Consider the following 15,672-nt stretch of genomic DNA (forward strand, 5'->3'; position numbering starts at 1 on the left):
ATTGGTGGAAATTCATCATTATGAATATTTTTTGTTTGCCATACAGACAGAAAAGAGAGACAAAGATGGATGAATTCCCAAAAAGGGGTCGCACAAATGATCATGAGAGTGACACATTGTTAGAACGAAATTCAGAATCAAAGTCAATCAACTCAAACGAGAAAGCCCATACTAAGATGAACAGGTACAAGATAAAAACAACAAAGCGAAATAGGAAATAGAAAAATTAGGGCACAATATCCAATGAAATTGATATCGCCAAAGGAGGAAATCCAATGGACAAACAAATGAACTACGGAAGTGATTACAAATTCATTCCGGCAACTTCCATCGGGAGTGGGATGGGGATTGAGGTTTTGCCCGATTTATACTGTTACACGATCCAAATTGTCAACATCTGTTTAGTGGGGAATCCTGAAACTGATGATTTTGTTTTGGTTGATGCCGGAATGCCTGAATCGGCAGCAGAAATCATTTCTGCCACCGAAGAACGATTCGGCGAAAACAGCCATCCGAAAGCAATCATTTTAACCCACGGCCATTTCGACCATGTCGGGGCAGTTATTGAACTCGTTAAACAATGGGGTGTTCCGGTTTATGCTCATCAACTGGAAATGCCATTCCTGACAGGCCAGAAAAGTTACCCGGATCCTGACCCCACGGTTGAAGGCGGCATGGTAGCGAAAATGTCGCCTATATTCCCTAACGAACCGATAGACTTGGGGAACAACGTCCAAACCCTCCCTGATGACGGGACTGTTCCACATATGCCAGGGTTCAAATGGATCCATACACCCGGCCATTCTCCAGGCCATGTGTCATTATTCCGGGAAAAAGACCGCGCGTTAATCGCTGGTGATGCATTTGTTACGGTAAAGCAGGAATACCTGTATAAGGTGCTTACCCAGGAACAGGAAATAAGCGGGCCTCCACGCTACCTGACAACAGACTGGGAAACCGCCAAGGAATCCGTCAACAAACTTGAGGCATTAAGGCCATCTGTAGCTGTTACCGGCCACGGACTGCCAATGTCGGGAGAATTGCTAACCTCAAGCCTGAAAAAACTCGTCAATGAATTTGATCAGATTGCCGTACCTGATTACGGCAAGTACGTTGACAAAAATACGCATTAAAACGAAAGAATATACGAAAAAAACCAAACCATCCAGTCCAGGCAGCCCCGCTCCAAAACACAAAACCCCGAGCCGAAACCCGGCCCGGGGCATGATCCAACTAGCAATACAACTCAACAAAATACTGAGGATTCAGCTTTTCGCCTGTTACCCGGGCGATTTTTTCGTTCCATGGATAAAGGGCGCCTGGCTTGAAAAATTCTTCAATCAACAGCTTTCCGGTTTCTTCGGTGAAGAATTCTTCAGAAATCGTCCGCTCAATGTAGCGTTGTAGCTGGGCTGCCGTCAGCTCGCCCAAAGCGTAATTGTGGTAGTAAACCGGCGCAAGCGTGAAATGGATTTTCGCCGCCCAATCCGGATTGTTCACATCATCCGGAGGAGTGACGAGCTGGATTTCCTGGACGGTTTTCCACCATAGCGAATTCAAATCCTGGTCCGGATTGTCATAAAGCTCTTTTTCAAAAAAGACGAACGTAATGATCCAGCGCGCGGAAATGAGCATTTGCAGCTGCTGGTATTTTTCCAGTTCCGGAGCCAGTTCGGACACGGTTGCCTCGTCAAGACCGAGGAACCTCGACAGCCAGCGCTGATCCTTGCCCATTTTTCCGAAAAGCATCGCGATTGCTTCGGTTGTCAGCGTGTGGCTGTAGGAGCGGAGGCCGAACGGCAGGCTTGAATCGATATACTTAAAATACGCCGCATGCCCGAATTCGTGGAGGTTCGTCTCCATCCAGTACGCTGTTTCCGTCAAATTGCACAGGACACGGACATCGCCAGCGCGGTCAATGTCGGTACAGAACGCTGTCGGGTTTTTCTTTTCCCGCGGGTACAGGTCGCTCTTTTCATAAAGGTCGGTAATGTCGATGCCCATCGCATTGAACGTGTCGGACGTCAGTTGCACAAGGTCCTTCCCCTTGTAAAAACGGTCCAGGTTAGTGGCATCGGAAGGAGGCGCTTCCTGGAAAAATGGATCGACGTAATGCCACGGGCGGATTTCCGACACATCAATCCCGAACTTTTCAGCAAGCCTACCATCAAGTTCCGCTTTCATCGAACGGTATTTAGCATCGGACTGCTCAACAAAATCCTTGAAAATGCCAATCACTTCATTTTGGTCAAGCTCCTGAAGCTCGAATGCCATTTCGTAATAATTGGTATAGCCAAGCAGGCGCGCTGCCTCGTTCCGCTTCTTAACAAGCTCGATCAAATCCTTCTCGACTTCGCGGCCGACTTCCTTGCTCGCGAACCAAACCTTTTTGCGAAGCTCCAGGTCGTTGCTGTTCGTCAGCACGTCGCGGATGTCATTGGCAGAGTAAGCTTTCCCATCCACTTCCGGCGAATAGGTGTTGAATCGCAAATTCAGTTCCGAAGACCGCTTTGACAGGTCGGCGAGAATCTCTTCGGGAAGCTGGTTCCGCTTCATGCTATTGACGAACAATTCAAGCTGGCGCTTCTGAACCTCATTAAGGCCTTCTTCCTTTAAATATTGCTGTGCTTTCTCGTATGTATCCTTATTCGCGAAAAACAGGCTGAACGCGGTGCTTGCTTCTGTCAGCTTGTCGGCCCATTCAGCGTCCCCCGTCGTCTGCGCCATCCAGCTTGTTTCAGTCACGCTCTTTAACAGCGTTTCCATCTCCGTATTTAACTCCTGCAAAAATGTTTCTACATTAGGCATTGTGCTCTCTCCCTATCTCCCATAAAATTGTCTTAATACTAAAAATTGTATATCAATTGAAAAGAAACCGCTAGCGTATTCTATTTTTACGAAAAGAGGACCGAATAATGGAGATTAGAAAACTTACCCTTAATGACGCAGCCAAATACCGAACAACCAGGCTTGAAGCGTTGCGCAGCCATCCTGAGGCGTTTGGTTCTAGCTATGAGGAAGAACTCGAATATCCGCTTTCCTTTTTTGAGGAACGTTTCAGCAACGGGCCCGCTGTGACGTTCGGAGCCTTTATCGAGGACGAATTGGCAGGAACGGTTACACTTTTCCCCGAAACGAAAAAGAAGTTCAAGCACCGGGTATCCCTTGTCGCCATGTATGTTGCGCCCAAGTTCAGAAGGGCAGGTGTTGGGAAAAATCTGGTCAACGCATTACTTGATTACACCAGGAAGCTGGAGGGGGTCACGCACGTCTATCTCGCTGTCACATCCACCAACATGCCGGCCAAAAAAATGTACGAATCACTCGGATTTGTGACGTACGGAGTTGACCAGTCAGCGCTGAAAATAGACGACAAGCTTTACAGCGAGGATTTGATGGTGCTCGCACTCTGAAAAACGGCCACGGAGGAATAGAGCTGTCAAAGTTTGAATAGTAGTACGTTAATGAGTGAATTTACAGCCAATTGGGGGGATTCCTTTGAGGAAAAGGGCGTACCAAGGCAGCTTTCTGAATAAAAAATGGTTTGTGGTCCTGCTGGCTATTCTGCTTGCGCTGTTGCTTTTTTTCATCGCTTCGGGGAACGCGGCAAATAAGGAAAAGACCCTGTCAGATGCTGCTGGAGCGAAGCTGGACAGTACGACAAAAATTGTGTTCCGTGACGGAAGGGGAATGAATCAGCCATTCAGCCTTGAGGATGCCGGGAAAATTTCCGAGTTCATTGGGAAGCTCGACGGCTATGTTGTGAAAAAAGAGGTGAATCCAGAGGCACGTGTTGGCTGGATCCACGCCGCCGATTTTTATGAAGGAAAGAAGAAATTCTTGTCCATCACGTTCATCGACCCGCTCATAATAAACGGAACGTATTATGAAATCATCAAAGGAAAGCTACAGCGGGACGAAATTGAGCAATTCATCCAATCGGCCAACCCCGATTGGAAAAAGAAATAAAGCCGCCAGGTACCATATGTGGATGTTTCTGTCCCATAATGGTGCCTGGCATTAAACATCCAAAGGGAGAGTCGCTGATGAGTTTTGATAAATTGGATTTGCCGAAGGATTTTATCACAAAGATTACCGGTGCGTTTGGGGAGGAGGGCGAAAAGTGGCTCGCGGGCTTGGATGGCCAAATCATGCATTACACCGAGAAATGGGAGCTTGCAATTGAAAGCCCCGTGCCGAATCTTTCCTATAATTATGTGACAACAGCGAAGGATGCGGATGGAACTCCGGTCATCCTAAAGCTTGGCGTGCCAAATCGAGATTTCAAAAATGAAATCCAGGCTATTAAGGCATACAACGGGAACTCTTTTGCGCGACTGCTCGCCGAGGATGCCGAAAATGGCGCTATGCTGCTTGAGCGGCTTGTACCTGGCCAAAACCTGTCCAAAATAGAGGACGAGGAGCAGGCGACAAGGGAATACATCACCGTTTGGAAAAAAATCCGCACACCCATCCCTAAAGCCGGAACGTTTCCTTCGATAATGGACTGGGCTTCCGGTCTTGAAAGGTACAGAGCCATGTTCCCGAAAGGCGGGGAACCGATTCCATTTAAAGCAGTCGACACGGCGGCAGCATTTTTCAAAGAACTTGCGGAGTTGGGGGAGGAGCAGCTTCTCCATGGCGACCTCCATCACGAGAACATCCTCTATGCGGAAGGCCGCGGCTGGGTGGCGATTGACCCGAAAGGCGTTACCGGGCACCCGTATTTCGATATCGTCTCCTTCCTCGTAAACTATGTAAATGAAAAGCCCAATCCTAAAGAGTTGCTAAAACTTAGGGTTGACTTGATTTGCAACGAGTTTTCAATGGACAGGCAATTGCTTTTGAAAGCAGCAATAGCACTCGCAACGCTATACGCTTGCTGGTGCGTAGAAGATAAAACTGATTGGGAAAATACGTATCAATGCGTGCTTTGGTTCAGGGAGCTCCTTGAAGAATCAGCTTCCGAACCAGCTGGAAAGCAGGCGCAGATATGATTTCACAAGGCGTCATCATTAAAAACGGCCACGTCCTCATGGTAAAACAATATGTCCAAAGGGGCGATATTGTTTGGAACTTTCCCGGTGGCGGAATCGAGGGCTATGAAACACCCGAGCAGGCATGCATAAGGGAAGTTAAAGAAGAAACCGGCTATGAAGTCGCTATTACGAGGCTCCTGATGAAAAACACCTCCAAATATACATTTGAAGCGGAAGTCATTGGCGGCAGTCTATATGTGGACAAGGAGCACGAAGCAAACAACGACATCATTGAGGCAGCCTGGATCAGCATGGATGATAAGGAGAAATTCGACAGCTACACCATGCCGGTACTTGAATTGTTGAACTTGCCTACACGATAAGAAAGGGGGGGGATGAGATGAAAAGAGCCAGAATGATAGTTGGTGTTATTGTTGCCGTACTTGCCATTTTGTTTTACACACAAATTGGCAAAACCTATAATGCCAGCGTGAACATCGAAAAATCCCAAAAGTTTTCCACCGAGGAAATAAATGATGCGGTAAAAGCCGTAAAGAGAAATTTTTGGAGCTATAGAGGATGTGAACTCACCGATATATGGTACTCCGAAAAAGATTCCGAGAAAGAGATAGAAGGCTATTTGAAGCATGGAAGGGGAGCATCAAACGGGGTCAATCCGGAAAACGCGATCGTTCTGTTCTCAAATTTTAAAGTAAACTCATGGGGCGCCGAAGAAACCTTTGAGCCGAATTCAACCCATACCGGCTGGAAATGGATCTTAATAAGGGACAGCAAAACAGATAACTGGCGGGTCGATGATAGGGGATACTGAATCATTAAAAGTTACTACTATGGKAGTACGATAAAACTGCTATAGTAGTATAGGAACCCGCCTCCTCGCCGTTTATAATGAGACTAGAAAGCCATTTCAGAAGAGCGGGGGAGCGGGCATGGTGCTCGATGAGAAAGAATTGAACCTATACGAAAAATGCAGGCATTCATGCCCGTTTGAGGTCCTACACACCGTAACCGGGGGCAAAGTCCGAGGGCTCGATTTGCTTGCGCTAAGGCGCGTCCTTGTAAAAAATAGACAGCCCTCCGAAATCGTCAATGTTCTCCTCGTCTATTTCTATAAAACATTCGCCAACAAAGTATACGATCGGAACGCATTGCTTAAGGTCTTTGACTTTTGGAAAAAAAACAACGTCAATACATTCCAGCAGGCAGTGGACATGACGGCAAGGGACATACACACCATTCTGAAAGATCGCAAAGCCTGAGCGGCTTTTTCTCTTTGGAATATTGCGGATGGTTTCCGCTCCGTAAGAAATACCTCTGAGAATAATGATCCCAGGGACAGGCTGCCTTTTGCCTGTCCTGAGGTTTAAACGGTGATTAAAGAAACTACCTGGAATTACTGCGTGAAAAAACCATGTAGCATGGCGATGGGCTGAAGAAAGCATCATTGTATAACCTTTTGTACAGAATCGGTAGAAACCTCTCTGCATTTGCTAGCAGGCTGCTAGCGATTCCCGGAGATTTTTCGGTTTTATCCGGAAAGTTCACAACTTTACCAGGAGAGTTCACAATTTTATCCGGAATTTCTCCCCTTTTTATCCGGAAATTAATATTAAATTCCTAATAATTTCAAGATTCTTCATTTCGGTAATTTATGATAGAGTAGCGTTTAAGTACTAGGTATATAGAAAACTTACTTCCGTAGAGTCTTCACCTTGCCGTTTCTACCGCTGGAGTCAGAATCAACTTACTTTTCGAATTAAAAATATACAGCCGTCCATTACATATGAAAATCCAGCACCTTAACACAATCGTAAACCCGTATTGAAGGAACCGGTTTTTCTCCGGCGGATGGACCAAGCTTGGACAACCAGGCCAACTTTTAAGTAAACGTTAATTAAAAAGGCCTCCAAATGGAAGCCCTCGATATTAATTAAATTTAGTTCACCCGCCAAAAAACAGGTCGAGTAGATTGGAACCCATGCTTGTATTCACGTTGTAAAACTCGGAATAGCCACAATTCCTGCAATATATTACCGTGAATGTGTTTTTCTGAATATCAAACATTTTCGAAAGGCCGGTGCCTGTCATCGCAACATCCTTTGATCCTGCGTCCCTGCTGCCGCATTTAATGCATCCTTTGTTCTCCATCGTCATCACTCCTCCTTGAGTATGATACGGGGATTAACTGTAAAAGATTCGGTCCCATGAAGAAAAATTTGGTAAGATAAAGAAAATGGCAAGGAGGGAACCTGATGCCTCTTGAGCAGGAAGTACCAGGGATGCTCACAATTGGTTTTTATGGCGTAATGGCGGTGACACTATTTTTGCTTGTTTTCTTCATGATCCGTTATAAATCAGCTAAAATGATTCCATTCATTGTGTTTTTGATTTTCTTCTTGTCCGCTGGCTACTTTCTTCTTGAGGCGATTAATGTGGTGAGGAGCGGAGTGCCGGAAACGATGCAATCAGAGGAAGCCTCCCTGAATATCGGGCTGGCAGGCGTTTTTTGGGCGTTTGCAATGGCCGTGTTCCTTTTTGGGGTATTCAAGGCAGTGAGGCCGGCCGGAAAACAACATGCTGGCGAAAAGCATGCTGGATAAAAGGTCAGACGATTTAATCATTCACCGCATATTCAAAAAGGTTCGTCCATAAAAAAAAATCTTGGCCGGGACATCAGCCAAGATTTTTCTTTACTTTAGAGAGATAGTATTTTTCAGCAACAAAGCTTGTGGCAAGCCCAATCACAATTGGTAAAAGGGAGCCGATGTTCATAAAGAACCCGTCTGAATCCGAGGTGAATTCATGCCGGAACATGAGTAGTGGTATCGAAAAAATGTGTCCGATTGCATACAGGATGCCAGCCGTCCCAACGAACGCGGCAAACGAAACGAGAAAAGATTTCAGCTTCATAAAATGCACTCCTATCTATTTTTACTATTTTAAACTCCTTTAGAAGGGAATGGCAATTTAAAAGGCCATTAGACTCAATTTGCTATTCAAATGTAACTTTCCAACGACTCCTCCGTCTAACATAATATCAAACACATAAAGGTGGTAAATGACATGAAGAAAACGATTTTGAAAACATCAGTAGTGCTTCTTCTCGCAATTGGCGTGACGGCTTGCGGGTCAAAAGAGGAAAGCACTGAGAAAAAAGTTGTCAATACCGGCGGCTCTGTGAATAAGGAAACACCTGCAGAACCGAACGAAGCAATTGATGTTTCACTAGACCAGGAAAGCAGCTCACAGGAAGATGTGAAATACAAGCTAACGCTGAAAAATACAAGCGATCAGGAAGTGGTGCTTGAGAACGGATCATCGCAGGTGTACGATTACAACATTAAAGACAGTTCAGGAAATGTCGTATACACTTTTTCAAAGGACAAAAGTTTCGCCCAGGCAGTAACCGAGAAGAAAGTGAAGCCATCCGAAAGCGTTGAGGTTGAGGTCGATGCTTCAGAAGGATTCAAAGGACTAGCAAAAGGCCAATACACTCTCGAAGTATGGCCGGTAGCAAAAGGGGCGGAAGAGCTTAAAACCGTAACAAGAGTCGATTGGCCTGGGGACAGCAAAGCCGTTGCCAATAAGACGGTTACCGAGGACGTAACGTATGTCGGCCTTGCGGATAACCATACAATTGAAGTCATAGACAAAAATGGTGAAGCAATCTCCCTGCAAATCGACGAAACCATCCTAAACCAGCTGTCAACGACCGAACCGGATCATCCAATGACCGTTACTTATACCGATGACGGGGTAACGAAAACAGCAACTAAGGTAGAATTGAAATAGGAACTTCCATAATAGCACAGCAAATGAAAGCTCAGAACCTTCAAAAAGGGGCTGGGCTTTCGTTTTGCCTCAGAACCCTGTTAGTTTTGCCAGAACTCCAGAACCTTCTAACTCACTATTTCCTTGCCACGTTTGATTTTAAAAAAATTGCCCACCAGCCGGCGATAAACAAATAACCCGCCAACACATAGAAGGCCCAAACCGAACCCTCAAATAAAGATTTAAAGAGGAATTCCAGCTCGTTTCCTGCTGTCCTTGGGATTGACTTTACGAGCGACACTACTGGAACAGTCAGGATTACAATAATATTCACGATGGAAAGGGCAATGTTTTTCTTGCTAACAACGCTGTAGACTGATATACAAAAAGTAACAATTAGAAACGCGTAATAAATGAGCCACACCCAACCAGGCAAAGTTTCACCACTCATCTTATCAACCCCTCCATTGTATAGTGTAATTTTACACTAAAACCATCAATTGGTAAACATCAATTGCAGCCGATTTTTCGAAAGGTCGGCTAAAGGTAAAAAAGATATGGAATTAAACGCAAATTAAAAAGCACTGCAAAATTTTGCAGTGCTTAAATAATTTTTCTTAACATTAGATCTTAAGCGTTCAAGGTCTCTGCTTGGTTTTTTTGAAAGGCGGCAACAATGCCGTAGCAAAGTAAACCTAAATAAAATATTCCACTATTAAAGAATAATTGTAGAAAAGGAATAGGAATAAATCCCAGAAGTGGTGTTATCATAGCAAGAAACATTGTATAAGCGAGCCATTTTGGTAAAGCTTTAGATTTTAGTGTACCTAGCCCAAAACCAAGAGAACCAAAAAAAGCTAAAGGAATAAAGAAGATAAAATACTTGAAAACGGAATGATCAAACACGTTCGTCATAAATGTATCTGCCTCTTTAAATGTCACCTGGGTGGTTACGCCATCAAAGACAACTGGTGCAACCGAAGAAAGTAAAGTAAATGTCGTCATTTCGTACAAAAGGATATAAATAAACAAAAAAACAAATCCAATAAGTCCCCAGACGCCTGCTTTAGAGGCTATTTTTCCATATATTCCAATAAAACCGAGAAACAAAAATATTATCCCAAAAAGCAACAGAAGGGCAATGTTATTCACTGTGGCTAAAAAACTGTCAACCTGATCAAGTTCCAAAAGGTCGGGAAAAAAATATGCCTTATAAACCATAATTGCTGATCCAAGGATTAAGGAAATTCCACTTAACCTGAAAATGGTTGAACCCATCCTTTTACCTCCTGGGCATAAAAATTTTATTCTATAATTAATATGCAAAATAGGATTATTATATGAGTTTATATTGTGAGTAGCCCAGTCAGCGAGGAAGGATGTTAAAAATACGAGGGCAGCATTATTTCGAATGCATTAAAACAAACTAAAATTGCTTGGAGCAAACTATGGCTCCAAGCATGTCGCTGTTCAAAATTAATTACCAGATTGCTTACTATTCTAATTCCAGTAAAATCGATATCCTCTATTACAAAAAAACCAGCAAGCCTGCGCCTGCTGGTTTTCAACATTATTTTACCGTAACGATTTTTTCCTGATGCTCATGAAGGTCATCGCCTTTTTCCACATGTACATTGACCGTCCAATCGCCCGCGGAAGGGAAAGCATGCTTCAATTCATACGAGCCGCCAGCCGTTTCCTTCGCTGGGAGGAACTCATGCTTTTTCACGCCTTCCTTCCACACTTCGAATGTCACCCTTGCACCTGTCAGCGGTTTATCTTCATGCTGAATGTCCGCTTTTAGAAGCGTTTCCTCGCCAGCAGCAGCCGAAGTCACCGGGAAGTCAATTGCAACAGAGCCGTGCCCATGCCCATGATCGTGTCCTTCCGCAGACCCATGCCCGTCACCGGATTCATGGTGATCGTGCCCATCCGCGCTTTCCTCTGAAGGATTGCCGACGACAAACTCCTTCTTCGGCATATTATGCATATCCCGGGCAGTTACATGGCTAATCACCACATAATGGCCAGCCTCGGCAAACGTCTTCTTAATCGTATAAATGCCGTCGCCAGCATGTTTTGCCTCAATCATCTCGTGCTCTTTGTCGCCATTCTTGAAAACCTCGAACTTAACCTCGTTCGCATCCTCGACATTCTTTCCATCCTGCGTCACATGCGCCTTAATCTCAGTCTCCACATTCGGGTCGATTTTTTCAGGAAGCAGAATCGAAACTTCGACCATCTTCGGAAGCTCATCGCCCGCACTCTTATCATTATCCTTCGCATCGGAACACGCCGCCAATGCAAACGCCATTAACCCAATAAGCAAAAACAATAATTTCTTCATAAACTGTCCCCTCGTCATAAGTAGTTAAGTGCCAGGCACCCCGGCTCACTCGTGTATATGCCTATTTTACACTATAACCATAGAACCTTTAATGGCTCAACAGGGCTACACTCGCAACCAAACTATGGCGAAATTATGACAATTGGCGTTTTCGGCTCCGTTCAAGGCCTCTTTTTGAGAAAATTGGCCATCGCAATCAGGCCTCAACCTCTAGGCCAAATTATGCCTTACGGCGTAGCCGGCAAGCTGGACGCGATTATCAAGTTCCAGCTTTTCCAAAAGGTTTTTTATATGATTTTTCACCGTGTTTTCAGCAATCGACAGCCTCTCCGCAATTTCACGGTTTGTCAGCCCTTCTTTTACTAGAAGGAGAATTTCCTTTTCCCTTGGAGTGAGGGAAGTTGCTAGATCAGCAGGCTCAACCCCCCTGAACTGGCCGAACAATTTTCCCGCCAGGTTGCGGGCGGCGTCATCTTTTCCTTGCAGGAGCGCGCGGAGGTAATGGAGCCAGTCATCCGGATCCATGCTTTTCAGGAGGTAGCCCTGGGCTCCGTACTGAACGGCCGTAAACAAGTCGGCTACGTCATCGGAAACGCTAAGCATAATGATTTTAAGCGAAGGAAATTCTTCCTTAATCCGTTTCGTAGCCTCAAGGCCGCTGACACCGGGCATGTTGATATCCATCAGGACGAGATCCGGATTGAGCTTCCTGCAAAGCTCGATTGCCTCCTGGCCGTTCCGGGCTTGTCCGGCAATCGTAAAATCTTCATTCCCGTCAAGCATCGCAGAAATTGCCTCGCGCGCGTGCGGGTGGTCATCACATATAAGAACACGGCAAATATTATCCATCACATTTGTTTCCTTTCAAACTAAACTTTGTACCTGCGCCGGGCTCCGAACGGATGTCGAGCTTGGCTTGGAGGAGGTCAGCCCGCTCCCTCGCCATCGTTAGCCCGTAATGGGCGTGCTTCACTTCATCCGGGCTGAATCCAATCCCGTTATCTTCAATCAATAATTCCCAACGGCCATGTTCCCCGGAAAGTTTCAGGGAGGCGGAAGTTGCCGCGGAATGCTTCTGGATATTCGTAAAGGCTTCTTGGATAATTCCGAACAGGATTACTTCCTCGGAAGCGGAAAAGAAATCCTCGGCCACACCGACTTCCACGTCGGCATCAATTCCGGAAACAGCGCTCCAGTTGTCGAGCCAGTGGCTGATTCTTTTTTCAAAAGAAATCCCTTCATCAGGAGTCAGCCGCAGGTTAAAAATGGCCTGCCTCAGCTGGGTATCAATTGAATTTGCCAGCGCACCCGCTTCATTGATTTTCTCTTTTTTTAAATGGACCTTCATCAGGAACAGCGATTGGGCGATGCTGTCGTGCAGCTCCTTCGCAAGCCGTTCGCGCTCCTCGTAAATGGCGTGAACTTCACGTTCCTTTGTAATCCGTTTATTTTTCACCTCAATCACCCGAAACATCCAGAAAGTATAAACACACGAAATGAGGAAAGTCAGAAGGGTAATCACATAATTCCCCGTCTCCATTGAAACATGGTCAAGGAAAATTCCATGGCGCAAAAACTCGAACCCGCCAATCAGGATCGTGGGGAGGAGGATGCTTGCAATCTTTAAATACCGGTAGGACATCGTTATCTCTCCAAAATTAGCGTTCTTATCTTAGTTATATCATACTTGGAGTTGAGAAATAATGAATTGGGTGGGGGAGAAACGGGTGGAACGAGTCGATGTTGTGTATGGATTAATAGTAAACAATGAAAACAAAGTGCTTATGGTAAGGAATGTAGGAGCCGGCTGGACACTTCCCGGCGGCGCGGTGGAAAAAGGGGAAACATTGACAGAAGCACTCATTCGGGAAGTGATGGAGGAAACTGGACTCGCTGCTGAAGCAGGGCGCCTTCTGGCTGTGAATGAGGCTTTCCGGCCCGACAGGGGAAACCATGTTTTGTTTTTTACCTTTGAAGCAAGAGCGATTCGAGGGGATGTAGCAATTCTCCATCCAGACGAAATTTCCGAAATCAGATGGATGGATTTGCAAACAGCCGACTCGCTCTTGCCGTTCCACAAAGGTGGCGTAGCGGAGCTTCTGAGGGAGCCGGCGGGATATACGTTTCAGGGGTAAATTTTAAAAAAAGACTGCCTGGCTGTCCCGGCAGTCGTTTTGTATGTACTAGCGGAAAAAGAACTTCAGCCAAATCGGCACGTTGAAATTTTCTTCGGAAAGCTCTATGAACTGGCCCATGATGCCGAGGTGGGATATCCCATACCTTTCATCCAGGACAGGCGTATAAATAGAAAAGATCAACAGATTGGTTTTTTCAATGTCATCGGGGTGGGAGTCCACCAGGTTTTCATTCGAATAGGTGATATAATCCTTTTCGGTTGGGTTAAAGTAAGCCAAAATCCCAGCTGCCACAATGATAACGGCAACAAGAGCGATTTTTTTGGCCAAATCGAACATCTCCTTATAGGAATCTATTATGTAGAACAAATGCAACTTCAAAATCCGAAAGGCCGGCAGAAGAAGCGCACGTTGAACTGGCCATACAATAACATAGCCAGGAAACAATGACCATTGCATTCCTCCCAACTTTTCCACTTGGGGTTTGGCAGTACATTTACACAAATACCAAAATAAACCACTATACTTAAATAGTAAGTTTTTAACTGTCTAATTGCAATGACTATTCTCATATATTCATACTTTTGTAAAATTTGAAAAAATAAAGAGCTTTTAACATAGGACTCCCTTGAAAGAACAGGATATAAATCTAACCCTGTTTGAGTATCTTAATGCAAAGCATTTATTTGATGAAAATTTGGTAAATGGTTCCTAGTTGTGATTTCCAAGTGTAAATTTTTTAAAAAAACAGGAAGCTAATGTATACTTTCATTAACACTATATTCAAAGTAAAAATTAAATTGTCGAGGGAGAAAATAATGGTATCAACATACAATCTAGGTAACCAGATTTGGGATTACGTATTCGAGAACCGCGAAGAGTTTAAGGGAATGCTGTTGTCCGAAGCAGTAGGGGTGGCCTCAAAAATTAATGATATCCTTAGGCAAGGCAACATCGATCTCTTGAAAAATGCGGAAAGGCTAGTGAATTATGTTGTTGAAGAGAAAGAAGTCGAATTAATTCAATTTGCCGAGCAGGAAGGGCAGATCTGGGCGGAGCATGCGCTGACCCTTTCCTTCAAACTTGAATGGATTCAGGCAATCCGCCGCACACTCTGGCAATTCGTCGAACGGTTTGATGAACATAGCAACAGCTTCCTGGAAAAAGAGGATTTTTTTATTCTTGAAAAGAAAATCAATGACCAAATTGACCAGTTTCTGAACAATTTCTTCCTAAGTTACTCGACATTCAAGGATGAACTTTTGAACACCCAGCGCAAATTGGTGGAGCACCTGTCTGTTCCAATCATTCCTGTCAGCCCGACAGTTTCGGTATTGCCGCTGATTGGCCTGATTGATTCCTACCGGATGCAGACAATCGAGGAGAAAGTCCTTATTGAAATTGGCAATCAAAAAGTCCAATCTCTGGTCATCGATTTATCCGGAATCGCCACAATGGAATTGGACGTAATCGATCAGTTCATGAAAGTGCTGAAAGGCGTTGAAATGATGGGCTGCAAAGCAATCATTACCGGGATGCGCCCCGACCTTGTTAAGGAAATGGTCCACTCTGGCATTAATTTCTCCGATAAGGCCGAAACAAAAGGAACGCTGCAGGAAACACTGAAAAAATACTTATAGCGCACTTTTCTCTTTTTTAAAAGTTGCCGCCACCAACTTAATTGGGGCGGCTTTTCACTGAAGGTACCCCCGATTCTTCTTTTCCTCTCCATCCAGCTCTTCAAATAAGCTTAAATCGCTTTTGTCCCCATTGTGTGCATCGGCGGGTGGTTGCAAGCCAGGGAAATACATATCCATCAACTTTTTAAATTCGCCGACAGTCAGCGGCTTCGCGTCATCCTTTAGCTCATAGCCAAGTTCCCCGTTCACCTCAAGGGAAGCATTTTTAATATCTTTTAAATTCGCGACACCGTGAATCCTAAGCCGCATCTCCAGCTGGTCTACGGTAATCCGCAGTTTTCGCATCGTCTTTGAATCAAGTTCACCGTTTTTAATAATTAATTTCGACTTCCCTGTTATGAATTTTTCCATGGCATTTGACTTTACCTGTATATATTCGAGAACGACAACCGCCGAAATAAAAAAAGCCGAAACGATAATGGTTTTAAATAAACTATTTTGCACAACTGGCTGCACGATAATCATGCCAATCGAAAGCATCACGACCGTCTGGGCCAAAGTCAACTGCGAAATCGACTTCCGTCCCGCAATTTTCAAAAGGATGATTCCCACAACAATCAAAACGGCCGACTGCCAAATAAAATCCACACCATCACCTTTTTCGAAAAGAAGTCTTCTATTTAAATTTTGCATTTTGGGCGATTCTATTCTTATTCAGGGGAATGAGGTAAAAGGGGAGAGCGGGCTTATGAGAATGCTCAATCATATCTTGTTTCAGC

At 44.8% G+C, this 15,672-nt stretch carries 21 protein-coding genes; 11 read left to right on the forward strand and 10 right to left on the reverse strand.

Annotated features, from left to right (window positions below):
* Positions 1–275: 275 nt before the first annotated feature.
* Entirely contained in the window at positions 276–1,133 is an 858-nt protein-coding gene (locus tag ADU24_RS09705) for an MBL fold metallo-hydrolase (protein ID WP_053366441.1), read from the forward strand.
* Between the two features lie 100 nt (positions 1,134–1,233).
* Here the strand turns inward: ADU24_RS09705 and ADU24_RS09710 are convergent, their stop codons facing one another.
* A complete protein-coding gene (locus tag ADU24_RS09710; RefSeq protein WP_053366442.1) occupies positions 1,234–2,808 on the reverse strand; it encodes a M2 family metallopeptidase in 1,575 nt (524 codons plus the stop codon).
* 107 nt (positions 2,809–2,915) lie between these two features.
* Here ADU24_RS09710 and ADU24_RS09715 point away from each other — a divergent pair, with 107 nt between their 5' ends.
* The 6 genes from ADU24_RS09715 (at position 2,916) to ADU24_RS09740 (ending at position 6,259) form a co-directional block, all read left to right on the forward strand.
* Complete coding sequence (locus ADU24_RS09715) at positions 2,916–3,413, forward strand: GNAT family N-acetyltransferase (protein WP_053366443.1); 498 nt, start codon at positions 2,916–2,918, stop codon at positions 3,411–3,413.
* Positions 3,414–3,498: 85 nt separating this feature from the next.
* Complete coding sequence (locus tag ADU24_RS09720; protein ID WP_053366444.1) at positions 3,499–3,969, forward strand: hypothetical protein; 471 nt, start codon at positions 3,499–3,501, stop codon at positions 3,967–3,969.
* A gap of 77 nt (positions 3,970–4,046) precedes the next feature.
* Positions 4,047–4,997, forward strand: coding sequence for an aminoglycoside phosphotransferase family protein (locus ADU24_RS09725; protein ID WP_053366445.1), 951 nt, complete (start codon positions 4,047–4,049; stop codon positions 4,995–4,997).
* Positions 4,994–5,362, forward strand: coding sequence for an NUDIX hydrolase (locus tag ADU24_RS09730; RefSeq protein WP_053366446.1), 369 nt, complete (start codon positions 4,994–4,996; stop codon positions 5,360–5,362). Before ADU24_RS09725 ends, ADU24_RS09730 begins: the two co-directional genes overlap by 4 nt.
* A gap of 17 nt (positions 5,363–5,379) precedes the next feature.
* A complete protein-coding gene (locus ADU24_RS23000) occupies positions 5,380–5,811 on the forward strand; it encodes a DUF4829 domain-containing protein (protein ID WP_197277492.1) in 432 nt (143 codons plus the stop codon).
* A 118-nt stretch (positions 5,812–5,929) separates the two neighbouring features.
* Positions 5,930–6,259, forward strand: a complete 330-nt coding sequence (locus tag ADU24_RS09740) for a hypothetical protein (protein ID WP_053366447.1) — start codon at positions 5,930–5,932, stop codon at positions 6,257–6,259.
* Between the two features lie 682 nt (positions 6,260–6,941).
* Here ADU24_RS09740 and ADU24_RS09745 read toward each other — a convergent pair.
* Positions 6,942–7,148, reverse strand: coding sequence for a zinc ribbon domain-containing protein (locus ADU24_RS09745; RefSeq protein WP_053366448.1), 207 nt, complete (start codon positions 7,146–7,148; stop codon positions 6,942–6,944).
* Between the two features lie 104 nt (positions 7,149–7,252).
* Between ADU24_RS09745 and ADU24_RS09750 the strand changes: the two genes are divergently transcribed.
* Entirely contained in the window at positions 7,253–7,600 is a 348-nt protein-coding gene (locus ADU24_RS09750) for a hypothetical protein (protein ID WP_053366449.1), read from the forward strand.
* 73 nt (positions 7,601–7,673) lie between these two features.
* Here the strand turns inward: ADU24_RS09750 and ADU24_RS09755 are convergent, their stop codons facing one another.
* Positions 7,674–7,910 carry a hypothetical protein gene (locus ADU24_RS09755; RefSeq protein ID WP_053366450.1) on the reverse strand — a complete coding sequence of 79 codons (237 nt, stop codon included), beginning with the start codon at positions 7,908–7,910 and terminating at the stop codon, positions 7,674–7,676.
* 153 nt (positions 7,911–8,063) lie between these two features.
* Here ADU24_RS09755 and ADU24_RS23645 point away from each other — a divergent pair, with 153 nt between their 5' ends.
* Positions 8,064–8,792 carry a BsuPI-related putative proteinase inhibitor gene (locus tag ADU24_RS23645; protein ID WP_053366451.1) on the forward strand — a complete coding sequence of 243 codons (729 nt, stop codon included), beginning with the start codon at positions 8,064–8,066 and terminating at the stop codon, positions 8,790–8,792.
* Positions 8,793–8,907: 115 nt separating this feature from the next.
* On the opposite strand, the gene ADU24_RS09765 is transcribed toward ADU24_RS23645, so the two are convergent.
* From ADU24_RS09765 to ADU24_RS09785, 5 genes are all read right to left on the reverse strand, one after another.
* Positions 8,908–9,222, reverse strand: a complete 315-nt coding sequence (locus ADU24_RS09765) for a hypothetical protein (RefSeq protein WP_053366452.1) — start codon at positions 9,220–9,222, stop codon at positions 8,908–8,910.
* Between the two features lie 179 nt (positions 9,223–9,401).
* Positions 9,402–10,049: a hypothetical protein gene (locus ADU24_RS09770; RefSeq protein WP_053366453.1), complete on the reverse strand. Its 648-nt coding sequence runs from the start codon at positions 10,047–10,049 to the stop codon at positions 9,402–9,404.
* Positions 10,050–10,341: 292 nt separating this feature from the next.
* Positions 10,342–11,118 (reverse strand): FixH family protein, encoded by a 777-nt coding sequence (locus ADU24_RS09775; protein WP_053366454.1) that lies wholly within the window; start codon positions 11,116–11,118, stop codon positions 10,342–10,344.
* A gap of 210 nt (positions 11,119–11,328) precedes the next feature.
* Positions 11,329–11,967 carry a response regulator gene (locus ADU24_RS09780; RefSeq protein ID WP_053366455.1) on the reverse strand — a complete coding sequence of 213 codons (639 nt, stop codon included), beginning with the start codon at positions 11,965–11,967 and terminating at the stop codon, positions 11,329–11,331.
* Positions 11,960–12,760: a sensor histidine kinase gene (locus ADU24_RS09785; RefSeq protein WP_053366456.1), complete on the reverse strand. Its 801-nt coding sequence runs from the start codon at positions 12,758–12,760 to the stop codon at positions 11,960–11,962. Before ADU24_RS09785 ends, ADU24_RS09780 begins: the two co-directional genes overlap by 8 nt.
* An 85-nt stretch (positions 12,761–12,845) precedes the next feature.
* Here ADU24_RS09785 and ADU24_RS09790 point away from each other — a divergent pair, with 85 nt between their 5' ends.
* Positions 12,846–13,253, forward strand: a complete 408-nt coding sequence (locus ADU24_RS09790; RefSeq protein ID WP_053368869.1) for an NUDIX hydrolase — start codon at positions 12,846–12,848, stop codon at positions 13,251–13,253.
* 48 nt (positions 13,254–13,301) lie between these two features.
* Here ADU24_RS09790 and ADU24_RS09795 read toward each other — a convergent pair whose 3' ends face one another.
* Positions 13,302–13,583, reverse strand: a complete 282-nt coding sequence (locus ADU24_RS09795; RefSeq protein ID WP_156324549.1) for a hypothetical protein — start codon at positions 13,581–13,583, stop codon at positions 13,302–13,304.
* A 488-nt stretch (positions 13,584–14,071) separates the two neighbouring features.
* Here ADU24_RS09795 and ADU24_RS09800 point away from each other — a divergent pair, with 488 nt between their 5' ends.
* On the forward strand, positions 14,072–14,893 hold the full coding sequence (locus ADU24_RS09800) for an STAS domain-containing protein (RefSeq protein WP_053366458.1): 822 nt from the start codon (positions 14,072–14,074) through the stop codon (positions 14,891–14,893).
* Between the two features lie 54 nt (positions 14,894–14,947).
* Here ADU24_RS09800 and ADU24_RS09805 read toward each other — a convergent pair whose 3' ends face one another.
* Positions 14,948–15,541, reverse strand: a complete 594-nt coding sequence (locus tag ADU24_RS09805) for a DUF421 domain-containing protein (protein WP_053368870.1) — start codon at positions 15,539–15,541, stop codon at positions 14,948–14,950.
* Positions 15,542–15,672: the final 131 nt, after the last annotated feature.

The sequence above is a fragment of the Bacillus sp. FJAT-27245 genome (assembly GCF_001273955.1).
Classification (GTDB): domain Bacteria; phylum Bacillota; class Bacilli; order Bacillales; family Cytobacillaceae; genus Bacillus_D.

Excerpts from the sequence above, each read along its gene's own strand:
- ADU24_RS09780 (WP_053366455.1), bottom strand. The coding sequence starts at position 11,967 with ATGGATAATATTTGCCGTGTTCTTATATGTGATGACCACCCGCACGCG.
- ADU24_RS23645 (WP_053366451.1), top strand. The coding sequence starts at position 8,064 with ATGAAGAAAACGATTTTGAAAACATCAGTAGTGCTTCTTCTCGCAATT.
- ADU24_RS09785 (WP_053366456.1), bottom strand. The coding sequence starts at position 12,760 with ATGTCCTACCGGTATTTAAAGATTGCAAGCATCCTCCTCCCCACGATC.
- ADU24_RS09715 (WP_053366443.1), top strand. The coding sequence starts at position 2,916 with ATGGAGATTAGAAAACTTACCCTTAATGACGCAGCCAAATACCGAACA.
- ADU24_RS09710 (WP_053366442.1), bottom strand. The coding sequence starts at position 2,808 with ATGCCTAATGTAGAAACATTTTTGCAGGAGTTAAATACGGAGATGGAA.
- ADU24_RS23000 (WP_197277492.1), top strand. The coding sequence starts at position 5,380 with ATGAAAAGAGCCAGAATGATAGTTGGTGTTATTGTTGCCGTACTTGCC.
- ADU24_RS09770 (WP_053366453.1), bottom strand. The coding sequence starts at position 10,049 with ATGGGTTCAACCATTTTCAGGTTAAGTGGAATTTCCTTAATCCTTGGA.
- ADU24_RS09730 (WP_053366446.1), top strand. The coding sequence starts at position 4,994 with ATGATTTCACAAGGCGTCATCATTAAAAACGGCCACGTCCTCATGGTA.
- ADU24_RS09740 (WP_053366447.1), top strand. The coding sequence starts at position 5,930 with ATGGTGCTCGATGAGAAAGAATTGAACCTATACGAAAAATGCAGGCAT.
- ADU24_RS09725 (WP_053366445.1), top strand. The coding sequence starts at position 4,047 with ATGAGTTTTGATAAATTGGATTTGCCGAAGGATTTTATCACAAAGATT.
- ADU24_RS09800 (WP_053366458.1), top strand. The coding sequence starts at position 14,072 with ATGGTATCAACATACAATCTAGGTAACCAGATTTGGGATTACGTATTC.
- ADU24_RS09765 (WP_053366452.1), bottom strand. The coding sequence starts at position 9,222 with ATGAGTGGTGAAACTTTGCCTGGTTGGGTGTGGCTCATTTATTACGCG.
- ADU24_RS09775 (WP_053366454.1), bottom strand. The coding sequence starts at position 11,118 with ATGAAGAAATTATTGTTTTTGCTTATTGGGTTAATGGCGTTTGCATTG.
- ADU24_RS09745 (WP_053366448.1), bottom strand. The coding sequence starts at position 7,148 with ATGGAGAACAAAGGATGCATTAAATGCGGCAGCAGGGACGCAGGATCA.
- ADU24_RS09705 (WP_053366441.1), top strand. The coding sequence starts at position 276 with ATGGACAAACAAATGAACTACGGAAGTGATTACAAATTCATTCCGGCA.
- ADU24_RS09750 (WP_053366449.1), top strand. The coding sequence starts at position 7,253 with ATGCCTCTTGAGCAGGAAGTACCAGGGATGCTCACAATTGGTTTTTAT.
- ADU24_RS09755 (WP_053366450.1), bottom strand. The coding sequence starts at position 7,910 with ATGAAGCTGAAATCTTTTCTCGTTTCGTTTGCCGCGTTCGTTGGGACG.